Genomic DNA, 11,716 nt, shown 5'->3' on the forward strand with positions numbered 1-11,716 from the left:
CAAGTGCGACTTTTTTCAAAGATGATTTATTAAGTTTGCTTCTTTTTGAAGCGGTTGGAGAACGAAAATTTCGTAAATTGCGAAATCGATTTGTGACGGCTCCATTGGAGAAAGAAAACTATAAAGAAGTTACCAAATCCTTTTTAGATGTTTATCAGTTTGATGGAAACTTGCTTAAACAAGAAAAGGCATTACTAAAAGAACCAGTTGAATTAATTGGTGACGAATCCGCTGCTGGGCCTATAATAGAAAATCAAACATTTGATTTTAAGTTTTTTTATACGGGTTTAAATAGCCACTATGTTAGCCGTTCTGCCATCTCAAAAGAGCTTGAAGCAACGATCTTAGTGTTGCATACAATGTACGGAGTGAATGAATTGGATATGCAACGTTATGTTTTAGAAGCCAGCGACATTAATGAACGAAAGCTGAAGAATAACGTTTACCGCGATTATCATGCACGCGCTCAAAAGAAGGTTCAGCTGCATGATGTAGTAGAAAAAGATATTCAAAATGAACAAAAACAACAAAGAAACCGAAAAAATGTTTTAAAACAACAAGGACTAACAGAGAATGAAATCACTATTGTTGAAGTGAGCGAAGAAATTAGTCCATTTGATTTTATGACTTCGATTAAAGATCAAAAAGGCGGCTATGTAACAAAAAACGAAGAATGGGCATTAGAAGAAATAGTGCAAAAAGCTAATTTACCTGCTTCAGTTGTTAACATATTGATCCATTATATCTTAGTTGTAAGGAACAACCCTATTTTCGAAAAAGCTTTAGCTTATAAAATATCCAATGATTGGGCTCAAAATAAAGTTGTTTCACCAGAAATGGCACTTCAAAAAGTTAAAACGATGTACCAAGAAAATGCTGAAAAGAAGAAGCAAGCAGAAAGAAAACAGTACACCAACCAAAAATCAACTAGCTACGGAAAAAAGACAACGACTAGAAAAGAAACTCTTCCAGAATGGGCGAAAGAAGATAATAGCGCTAAAGCTGAAAAACCAATGAGCGAAGCTGAGAAACAAGCTTTTATGGACCGCTTAAAACAAATTCAAAGTTTCGGAAAAGAAGGTGATTGAAAGTGGAAGATATCGGTAAAAGTCTAACTAAAATGCTTAAAGAACGAAACTTATCTGACCAATATGAAAAATTGATCCAAGAAGTCTTGAATGATCAGGATGTTCAGCAATTTATTGAAAAGAATCAAGAGCTATTGAATGAAGAAGCGATTGTAAAAAGCTATGCGAAACTGTACGAGTTTGTCAACGAAAAGAAAAAGTATCAGGAAAAAGCAGGGATGATGGCTCCAGGATATCAACCGGAATTGATCATGAATTATCACTTTATTGATGTTGCCTATGTGCCGACAGCTGAATTGATTGCGAAGCAAAAAGAACAGGCTATTAAAAATCGCATTCATTCGATGGATATGCCAAAAGATGTTCGAACAGCGACATTCGAACGTTTTCATTTAACTGATGAGCGAGCAACAGCTATTACAGCTGCATATGATTTTATTTCAGATTATTTGCAGAACCCAAAATCTTTTCATCAAGGACTGTATTTACAAGGATCATTTGGAGTAGGAAAATCGTTTTTATTGGGAGCCATCGCGCATGAGCTTGCTGAAAAAGGCTATCCTTCCACTTTGATGCACTTTCCTTCTTTTGCAGTTGAAATGAAGCAAGCGATTGGACAGAACTCAACAGGAGAAAAATTAGATGCTGTCAAAAAAGCACCTATTTTAATGTTGGATGATATTGGAGCAGACTCAATGTCAAGCTGGATTCGGGATGATGTGCTTGGAGTTATTTTGCAGTATCGAATGCAAGAACAATTACCCACATTCTTTTCTTCTAATTTCGATATGAAACAATTGGGCGAAGAACATTTAAGAGTTACCCAGCGTGGAGAAGATGAGCCGTTGAAAGCCCAACGTATTATGGAACGTATTCGTTATTTATCTAAAGAAATCAAAATGACGGGCAAAAACCGTCGATTGTCTTAAGGCAGTGCAGGTATGAATTTAAGCAAAAGCAATAAGAATACTATTTTTTACTTGAATTTTTGTGACGGAAATGATTTAATAGCAGTAATAGATTAAATCTTTGAGAAAGACACCAAAATAAAAAATCGTTTTTTTTAAGAGAGGGAAATAAGTGCTGCAAGTTTCCTAAAAACGAATTTATTTTGACCCCTTTTGAGTGCCGCTGTGAACCAGTTAAAGTATTAGCAGCCGGTCGTGTAGCTAACGTTAACAGCTTAGAGAGAATTCCTGTTCAATGAGAAGGGGATTCTGCATCTGGGTGGAACCACGTATTTTACGTCCCTTTTGTGTTAGGAAACTAGCATAAAAGGGACTTTTTTTATTTGGCTAAGCGTTTGAAAGATTTTTTAAACTATAAAAATTTGAAACCATTGGAGGAATGGAAAATGTCAGAAATCAATATTACTTTGCCGGATGGTGCTGTAAAGCAATTTCCAACGGGCTCATCAACAAAAGACATTGCTGAGAGTATCAGTAAAAGCTTAGCTAAGAAAGCATTAGCAGGAAAATTTAATGGTGAACTAGTGGATTATGTCCGTCCATTAGAAACAGATGGTTCCCTTGAAATCATCACGCCGGATGATGAAGAAGCTTTACAGATTTTACGTCATTCAAGTGCTCATTTAATGGCAAATGCTTTACGTCGCTTATACCCTGAAATTAAATTTGGCGTTGGCCCAGCTATTGAAAGCGGCTTTTATTACGATACAGATACAGACACACCGATTACAGAAGAAGATTTGCCGCGTATTGAAGCAAAAATGATGGAGATCGTAAAAGAAAATAATCCGATTATCCGTAAAGAAGTTACACGCGCTGAAGCCTTTGATTTATTTAAAGATGATCCTTATAAAGTTGAATTGATTACGGAATTACCTGAAGACGAAACGATTACTGTTTATGAGCAAGGAGACTTTGTGGATCTATGCCGTGGGGTCCATGTTCCATCAACTGGACGTATTCAAGTTTTTAAACTGCTTTCGCTTGCTGGAGCTTACTGGCGCGGAAATTCTGACAATAAAATGATGCAGCGTATCTATGGAACAGCTTTCTTCGATAAAAAAGATTTAAAAGAATTTATCAAAATGCGTGAAGAAGCTAAATTGCGTGACCATCGAAAATTAGGGAAAGAATTAGATCTATTTATGATCAGCCCTGAAGTTGGACAAGGACTGCCCTTCTGGTTGCCAAAAGGTGCGACTATCCGGAGAACTATTGAACGCTATATCGTAGATCGCGAGATAAGTCTAGGTTACCAACACGTTTACACACCCATTATGGCTGACGTGGAATTTTATAAAACATCAGGACATTGGGACCACTATCACGAAGACATGTTTCCGCCAATGGATATGGGCGATGGCGAAATGCTCGTACTGCGCCCAATGAACTGTCCTCACCATATGATGGTGTATAAAAATGACATCCATAGTTATCGTGAGTTGCCTATCCGAATTGCTGAATTGGGGCAGATGCACCGTTACGAAAAAAGTGGGGCTCTTTCAGGTCTGCAACGTGTTCGGGAAATGACTTTAAACGATGGACATACATTTGTACGTCCAGATCAAATTTTAGAAGAGTTCAAACGAACTCTAGAACTCATGTTGGCTGTATATAAAGACTTTAATATCACTGATTATCGTTTCCGACTAAGTTACCGTGATCCTAATAATACCGATAAATACTTTGATGACGATGCAATGTGGGAAAAAGCTCAAACAATGCTTAAAAAAGCAATGGATGACATGGAGCTAGAATACTTTGAAGCCGAAGGAGAAGCTGCTTTTTATGGGCCTAAATTAGATGTCTTAGTAAAAACTGCAATTGGAATTGAAGAGCTTATTTAATTGAAGAATATAAAGGAGCATTTCCAACTTGGCTAGCACCTGTTCAAGCGACTATTATTCCGGTAAATCGCGACATGCATTTAGATTACGCATATGAATTGAAAGAAAAGATGGCTAACTTAGGTATGCGAATTGAAGTGGATGAACGAAATGAAAAAATGGGCTATAAAATTCGCGCTTCTCAAACACAAAAGATCCCTTATCAGTTAGTGGTAGGCGATAACGAAGTAGAGAATGCTAGTGTAACAGTTCGGAAATATGGTGAAAAAGAAACGAAGGCAATGTTATTTAATGAGTTTTTAGCTGATGTGAAAAAAGAAATTGAAAATTTTAGTCGTTAATGGTTTACAAAAGATGGAAATAGTGGTATGATATAAAAGTTGAGAAAACAAAGCAGGAGCCCTCGCTTCTCGCCTTAGTTGACTAAAAGTCTCTGGGCTAGATATAAACGATGATGACTTACGCACGGCGTAAGTTGGAAATTATTTATAGGCGGGTTAGTTATGGACTCGTCTATTTTTCTGCTGTTCTTTCTCTCAAATCTAATGGAGGTGTATGACCATAGCAAAAGATATGATGGTAAATGACGGCATTCGTGCACGTGAATTGCGCGTTATAGGTAGTAATGGTGAACAACTTGGTCTTAAGACCAAAAGTGAAGCATTGGCAATTGCGGAAACAGCGAACTTGGACTTAGTTTTAGTAGCGCCCACAGCAAAACCACCTGTAGCACGTATTATGGATTATGGGAAATTCCGTTTTGAACAACAGAAAAAAGAACGTGAAGCCCGTAAACATCAAAAAATCGTTAGCCTTAAAGAAGTACGTTTAAGTCCTACAATTGACGTAAATGACTTCAATACGAAATTACGTAATGCTCGTAAGTTCCTTGAAAAAGGCGACAAAGTCAAAGCATCAATCCGATTTAAAGGTCGTGCCATTACTCATAAAGAGATTGGTAAGAAAGTTTTAGATCGATTAGCACGAGAAACTGCTGATATCGCTAGTATCGAATCAGCTGCTAAAATGGATGGACGCAGCATGTTCATGATTTTAGCACCAAAAACTGAAAAGTAAGAGTATTTCGAGGAGGAAACAATAATGCCAAAACAAAAAACACACCGTGGTTCTGCTAAACGGTTCAAAAGAACAGGTAATGGTGGTTTAAAACGTCACCATGCAAAAACAAGCCATATGTTCGCAAATAAATCACAAAAACAAAAACGTAAATTACGTAAGTCTGCAATGGTTTCAGCAGGCGATGTAAAACGCATCCGTCAACAATTAGCTAACTGGTAATTCTTTAGTTCATTTAGAACCGGATTAACAGTTTTATAAAAGACAATAATTATTGTAAAGAGTTTTCTTATAAGAAAACATCTTCAAGGAGGAAATTAATATGCCACGTGTTAAAGGTGGGACGGTTACTCGTAAACGTCACAAAAAAGTATTAAAATTAGCAAAAGGTTACTATGGTTCAAAACATACTTTATTTAAAGTATCAAAACAAGCAGTAATGAAATCTTATCAATATGCTTACAGAGACCGTCGTCAAAAGAAACGTGATTTCCGTAAATTATGGATCGCTCGTATCAACGCAGCTGCTCGTATGAACAACATGAGCTATAGCACATTGATGCACGGACTTAAAGTAGCTGGAATTGATATCAACCGTAAAATGTTGGCTGATATTGCAGTTACCGATGCAGCAGCTTTTACTGCTTTAACTGAACAAGCTAAAACTGCATTAAACAAATAAAGAATTATAGATGAAAAACGGTTCACACTTTTATAGTGCTGAACCGTTTTTTTTATTTAAATAATAAATCTTGGTATGTGTAGAGATAAATGTATTATCCTACTTGAATTACTTTATCTTTTCACCACTAGCTTAGTCTGATTTACTGACAACTTCATTTCTTTTTTCAATGCTTTTGTTGATGAGGTCTTTATGGATATCTTGGTACTTTGAAAGGTAATTTATTATCGTTTGCTTCTCTTTTTCGGTCCAGCTCGGCTTAGATTCAACTAAGTTGCCGCTCTTATTCACTTTCACATAAAATTGTTTACTAACATTTGAATCATTCTCAGGCGAAATACTAACACCAATGTTATTATCATAAGCAAGATCGACAATAAAGTTTTCTTGTCGAGTAATGATTGAAATATTTTGTTCAGGCATAGGAAATCCTATTAACTCTGCTGGAAGAACATAAGTCCAATAATTAATGCCATTCTCTACCAATTCATAAGCGTTATTTTCTCCTCTTTCTTGAGTAGAAGAATTAGGAATAACTTTTTCCCAACCATTTTTTTCTAAATTACTTCGGTAGGTATTTTCATCTATTCTTAGTTTCGCATTATAACCAAAATAAAGTAGAAATAGTATACCAACTACTATTAAAGCCATTTTATATGATTTCCCTCTTTTTAATTTCTTTGTCGTATCTTTTGCCACCTGTTTATCCTCCCTTAATAAGTTGTCGAGAGAGATACCAAACAAATCGCTAATTGCAATAATTGTTTCTAAGTCTGGATAGTTTCTCCCAACTTCCCAACTTGAAACAGTGGAACGAGACACATTTAGTAGTTGTGCTAATTGCTCTTGTGTCCACTCTTTTTTTAGTCGTTCTTCTTTAACTTTATCTCCAATATTCATGGTATCACCTCTATAATTATTATGTAGATAAACGTAGTAAAATGGTAGCCAGTATAAGTATCATTACATAAATAAGAGTGATACAATTCATGTCATGGCGGTATAACAACATTTTTAAGTTTTATAAAAATAGTTAACAGAAATTATTTCTAAGCATCCATTTTAACAGGTAATGATTCATATTTCATTTTTTCAGTCTATTTTTATGAATGCGTGTCAATTTGTAAACTAAAAAATATTTCATATCCATTTTATTATTAGAAGTATTTTTTAATCAAATACTTAATTTGATATCGCATAATTGAAGATTAATTAAGGGAAATGGAAATTTCTATTGATTATATGATAATAAGATGATAATATTATTTGAGCAACCTAATATTAATCTCATTTGAGTTGATATATGTGGAGGGCATTAAAAAACAGGGGGAAAACATTATGCAAAAAAATAAATTTTTAAGTTTATTGGGAATTACAGCTACTTCAGCGTTATTATTAGCAGCATGTGGCGGAAATACTGATGGAGGCGGAGACTCAGCATCTTCTTCTAAATCATCTGATAAAAAAGTGGATGATGAACAAGTTCTAAATCTAATTGAAAGTGGCGAAATTCCCACAATGGACTCTGTTTTAAATACAGACGTTGTCGGCGGGAACGTTATGAATAACGTTTTTGAAGGACTTTATCGCCAAGGTTTAGACGGTAAACTTGTTTTAGGAATGGCTGAAGCAGAACCTGAAGTTAGTGAAGATAATCTGACTTATACCTTTAAAATCAGAGAAGATGCAAACTGGTCAAATGGCGATCCTGTAACTGCAGATGACTTTGTATATGCATGGCAGCGCTTAGCTGATCCAGCTGAAGCAGCTTCTTACAACTACATGATTCAAGATGTTGTCGAAAATGCGACTGAAATCATTAACGCTAAGGCAGTAGATGATAAAACGTTGGAAATTAAATTAGTTCGTGCAGTTCCTTATTTTAAAGATTTATTAACATTGCCAATGTACTATCCACAAAATCAAGCTTATGTAGAAGAATTAGGAGACAAATTCGCATCAAACAGCGACAACTTGATTTACAACGGTCCGTTTACTTTAACTGAATGGGATGGAACTGGATTAAGCTGGGTATACCAAAAGAATGAAGATTATTGGGATGCAGACACAGTTAAGCTGGATACAATCAATTTTGATGTTGTAAAAGAAACATCTACTGCTTTGAACTTATATGAATCTGGCGGAATTGACCGCATGAGATTGACAGGAGAATATGTACAAACTCAACAAGGAAATGCAGATTTAAAATCAGAACCAACTTCTTCTGTTTTCTACTTCAAATTTAACCAAGAACGTAATGGCGAGAAAACTGATTTAGCAAATGAAAACATCCGTAAAGGACTAGCTATGGCATTTGATAAAGAAGCTTATGCAAAAACCGTTTTACAAAATGGTTCATTACCAGCTGACGGGTTAGTACCGCAAGGATTAGCCGTTGATCCGGACACTGGAAAAGACTTCCGTGATCAAAATGGAGAATTATTAACGTATAATGTTGAAGAAGCCCAAAAATACTTTGAAAAAGGGTTAGAAGAAATTGGCAAAGATAGCTTAACATTAGAAATTCTTGGAGACGATGGAGAAAATGCTAAAAAATCTCTAGAATTTATGCAAGGACAATTGACTCAAAACTTGCCAGGATTAGATATCAAATTACGTAATGTACCATTCAAAGTACGTTTGGATGCTGATACAAAACAAGATTACGATATTGAAATGTCTGGTTGGGGAGCTGACTATGCAGATCCAATCAACTTCTTAGAATTATTTGCTTCAGACAACGGGAATAACAAATCAAGCTACGCTAACGATGAGTATGATGCTTTAGTTAAGAGTTCATTAAGCGAGGTAGATGATTTAGAGCAACGTTGGACTGGTATGTTAGATGCTGAAAAAATCCTGATGGATACAGCTGGAATTGCTCCAATTTACCAACGTTATAATGCTGTTTTAGAAAAACCATATGTTAAAGACATTGCTGCTCACTTAGTGGGTGCAGAATACTCATACAAATGGGCTTATGTAGACGGAAAATAAGTCGTTATTTAATAATCATAAAAAAAAGAAGTTGCCATGTGCAGCTTCTTTTTTTTGTGATTATGTGAAAATATTAAAAGGTTCATTAGAAGTAAGTGATGGCGGTTTGCGACTGTTTTCCCATAGTGATAGAATCAACTATGTTAGTTTTAGACAAGTTTATCAGAAAATCAGTTCATTATTAGGGGGAACACGGGTGAAAAATATTAAGTTAATGAGTTTGTTAGGAATTACTTTAGTATCTTCAGCAGTTTTGGCTGCTTGCGGTTCAAATACAGAAGGTAGTAAGAGCGGTTCAACAACTCAAGAATTAAATTTAATTGAAACAGCAGAAATTCCAACGATGGATTCAGTTTTAAACACAGATACTGTCGGCTCAACCGTTATGAATAACGTAATGGAAGGATTGTATCGTTTGAATCTAAAAAACGAACCAGAGCTCGCAATGGCTTCTGAAGAGCCTACTATCAGCGAAGATGGATTAACGTATACTTTTAAGATCAGAGAAGATGCAAACTGGTCAAATGGAGATCCCGTTACTGCTAATGATTTTGTTTTCTCATGGCGTCGTTTAGTTGACCCAGATACGGGTTCACAATCTGCTTATATGATGGAAGGCGTAGTTGAAAATGCAGCAGAAATCAATAAAGGCGAAATGGAAACGGATCAGTTAGGTGTTAAAGCGATTGATGATAAGACCTTAGAAGTTCGTTTGGTTTCAAAAGTGCCTTATATTAAAGACTTGCTTTCATTATCTATGTTCTTGCCTCAAAATGAGGAGTATGTAACAGAAAAAGGCAGTAAATATGCGTCAAATAGCGACAATGCACTCTATAACGGTCCATTTGTTTTGACAAAATGGGACGGTACAGGATTAAGTTGGTCATATGAAAAAAATGACACTTACTGGGATGCAGATACTGTTAAGCTAGATGACATTAATGTAGATGTTGTAAAAGAAACGTCTACAGCCATTAATTTGTATGATGCTGGCGAAATTGATTCTATCAAGTTGTCAGGAGAATATGTCCAAACTAAACAAGGCGATCCTGATTTAAAATCAGAACCGACCTCTTCTGTCTTTTACTTTAAATATAACCAAGAACGCAATGGACAACCAACGCCATTAGCCAATGAAAATATCCGTAAAGCTATTTCCATGGCATTTGATAAAGAAGCATATGCTAAAACAGTTTTACAAAATGGTTCTTTGCCAGCCAATGGATTAGTTCCAAGCGGATTAGCTAAAGGCCCTTCAACAGAACAAGAGTTTCGTGAAGAAAACGGCGACTTACTAGTATACGATAAAGAAGCTGCACAAGAATATATGAAAAAAGGGCTTGCTGAATTAGGAGTAGATTCAATAAAACTAGAATTGCTTTCCGATGATTCTGAAAATGCTAAAAAATCTTCTGAGTATATGCAAGGACAATTGATGCAAAATCTTCCAGGTTTAGATATCAGCATTCGTTCAGTGCCGTTTAATGTTCGTATTGATGTAAACAGCCGTCAAGATTATGATATTCAAATGGCTGGATGGGGAGCAGACTTTTCAGACCCAATCAATTTCCTTGAATTATTTGAAACTTCAAATTCGAATAATAAAGCTAGTATCTCTATCCCAGAATACGATGCATTACTTGAAAAAGTTGGGACAACTGATTTGAATGATCCAGAAAAAAGATGGAACGATATGCTTGAAGCAGAAAAAATTCTACTTGACCAAGCAGCAATTGGCCCTATCTACCAACGATATAATGCCATTTTAGAAAAACCATATGTTCAAAATATTGGAAAACATTTAGTAGGACCAGAGTATTCTTACAAATGGGCTTCTATTAAAAGCAATTAAATAAACCATATTTTTAAGTACTAAAGCTATGCTGAAAGCAAGAAGGGGTCAAACCGATCCTTCTTGCTTCTTTTAGTTAAAGGTTAAAAAAGTGCACCCTTTTTCTGTCATAGAATGATATAGTATAAGAAGAACAGATATTATTGGAGGGATTCACATATGGATGAAAAAGATTTAAAAATGTTAAAAGAATTAACGGATGCTAAAGGAGTCCCGGGAAATGAAAAACAAGTAAGGGAAGTTTTCGTCCGTTATGCTGAAAAATCAGCTGATTCTATTACTTATGATGGATTAGGAAGTGTAATTGCTAAACATGTTGGGGACAAAACTGGACCTAAAGTTTTATTTGCAGGCCATTTAGACGAAGTCGGCTTTATGGTTACAGCTATTACGGATGAAGGATTTATTAAATTTCAAACATTAGGCGGCTGGTGGTCGCAAGTGATGTTAGCACAACAAGTTGAAATCACAACAGCACACAATAAAGTTTTACATGGGGTGATTGGATGTAAACCTCCTCATGTTTTAACAGCTGATGTGCGGAATAAAGCTTACGATATTCAAGATATGTTTATTGATATTGGTGCTTCAAGTAAAGAAGAAGCTTTGTCTTGGGGAGTAAAACCGGGAGATATGGTAACGCCTTACATTGAATTTAAACGCTTAAACGATTCGAAATTTCTACTGGCGAAAGCATGGGATAATCGAATCGGTACAGCAGTAGCATTGAAAGTACTAGAAAATATTGCTGAAGAAGGACACCCCAATAAGGCTTTTTCTGTTGGAAATGTCCAAGAAGAAGTCGGGCTACGCGGCGCTAAAACAGCAACGTATACAGTAGACCCAGATATTGCATTTGCATTGGTAGCTCATAAGGGATTACGTGACTTTGTTGTTGGAGTAGCTGAAGAATTAGATATACCTTTCCAATACACCGTTATTGCTGGAGGCGGAACAGATGCCGGAAGCCAACATGTAACGCGTAATGGGATTCCTTCACTGGCTATTACAGTAGCAACCCGTTATCTTCATTCTCATACTTCAGTCATTCATGAAGATGATTACTTAAATACTGTAAAACTAGTTACAGAAGTAGTTAAACGATTGGATAGTAAAACGGTTGAAAAAATAAGAATGAATTGATTTCATTAAATTTTATTTTTCACTAGCAGGCTGATAATGAAGTATACTTTGAAAAGTTTGAG

9 protein-coding genes and 1 pseudogene are annotated in these 11,716 nt (G+C 35.8%); 9 read left to right on the top strand and 1 reads right to left on the bottom strand.

Features of this window, described 5'->3' with window-relative positions:
* The 6 genes and pseudogenes from RT405_RS05385 to rplT all read left to right on the top strand — a co-directional run.
* Window positions 1-1,088, top strand: a 1,088-nt coding sequence (locus tag RT405_RS05385) for a DnaD domain protein (RefSeq protein WP_313468213.1), incomplete at its 5' end; no start/stop codon positions are given.
* 2 nt (window positions 1,089-1,090) lie between these two features.
* Complete coding sequence (dnaI, locus tag RT405_RS05390; RefSeq protein WP_313468215.1) at window positions 1,091-2,017, top strand: primosomal protein DnaI; 927 nt, start codon at window positions 1,091-1,093, stop codon at window positions 2,015-2,017.
* Window positions 2,018-2,442: 425 nt separating this feature from the next.
* Window positions 2,443-4,244: pseudogene (gene thrS, locus RT405_RS05395) on the top strand (threonine--tRNA ligase).
* A gap of 214 nt (window positions 4,245-4,458) precedes the next feature.
* A complete protein-coding gene (infC, locus tag RT405_RS05400; protein WP_313468217.1) occupies window positions 4,459-4,980 on the top strand; it encodes a translation initiation factor IF-3 in 522 nt (173 codons plus the stop codon).
* Window positions 4,981-5,004: 24 nt separating this feature from the next.
* Window positions 5,005-5,202 carry a 50S ribosomal protein L35 gene (rpmI, locus tag RT405_RS05405; RefSeq protein ID WP_313468219.1) on the top strand — a complete coding sequence of 66 codons (198 nt, stop codon included), beginning with the start codon at window positions 5,005-5,007 and terminating at the stop codon, window positions 5,200-5,202.
* A gap of 100 nt (window positions 5,203-5,302) precedes the next feature.
* Window positions 5,303-5,662 carry a 50S ribosomal protein L20 gene (gene rplT, locus RT405_RS05410; RefSeq protein ID WP_313468221.1) on the top strand — a complete coding sequence of 120 codons (360 nt, stop codon included), beginning with the start codon at window positions 5,303-5,305 and terminating at the stop codon, window positions 5,660-5,662.
* Between the two features lie 132 nt (window positions 5,663-5,794).
* Here rplT and RT405_RS05415 read toward each other — a convergent pair whose 3' ends face one another.
* Window positions 5,795-6,562 carry a helix-turn-helix transcriptional regulator gene (locus tag RT405_RS05415; RefSeq protein ID WP_313468222.1) on the bottom strand — a complete coding sequence of 256 codons (768 nt, stop codon included), beginning with the start codon at window positions 6,560-6,562 and terminating at the stop codon, window positions 5,795-5,797.
* Window positions 6,563-7,000: 438 nt separating this feature from the next.
* Here RT405_RS05415 and RT405_RS05420 point away from each other — a divergent pair, with 438 nt between their 5' ends.
* The 3 genes from RT405_RS05420 (at window position 7,001) to RT405_RS05430 (ending at window position 11,654) form a co-directional block, all read left to right on the top strand.
* Window positions 7,001-8,659 carry a peptide ABC transporter substrate-binding protein gene (locus RT405_RS05420; RefSeq protein WP_313468224.1) on the top strand — a complete coding sequence of 553 codons (1,659 nt, stop codon included), beginning with the start codon at window positions 7,001-7,003 and terminating at the stop codon, window positions 8,657-8,659.
* Window positions 8,660-8,855: 196 nt separating this feature from the next.
* Entirely contained in the window at window positions 8,856-10,511 is a 1,656-nt protein-coding gene (locus RT405_RS05425) for a peptide ABC transporter substrate-binding protein (protein WP_313468225.1), read from the top strand.
* Between the two features lie 159 nt (window positions 10,512-10,670).
* The gene (locus RT405_RS05430) at window positions 10,671-11,654 is read left to right on the top strand and encodes a M42 family metallopeptidase (protein WP_313468226.1); all 984 of its coding nucleotides are present in this window, start codon (window positions 10,671-10,673) and stop codon (window positions 11,652-11,654) included.
* Window positions 11,655-11,716: the final 62 nt, after the last annotated feature.

The organism is Carnobacterium sp., from assembly GCF_032094055.1.
GTDB lineage: Bacteria > Bacillota > Bacilli > Lactobacillales > Carnobacteriaceae > Carnobacterium_A.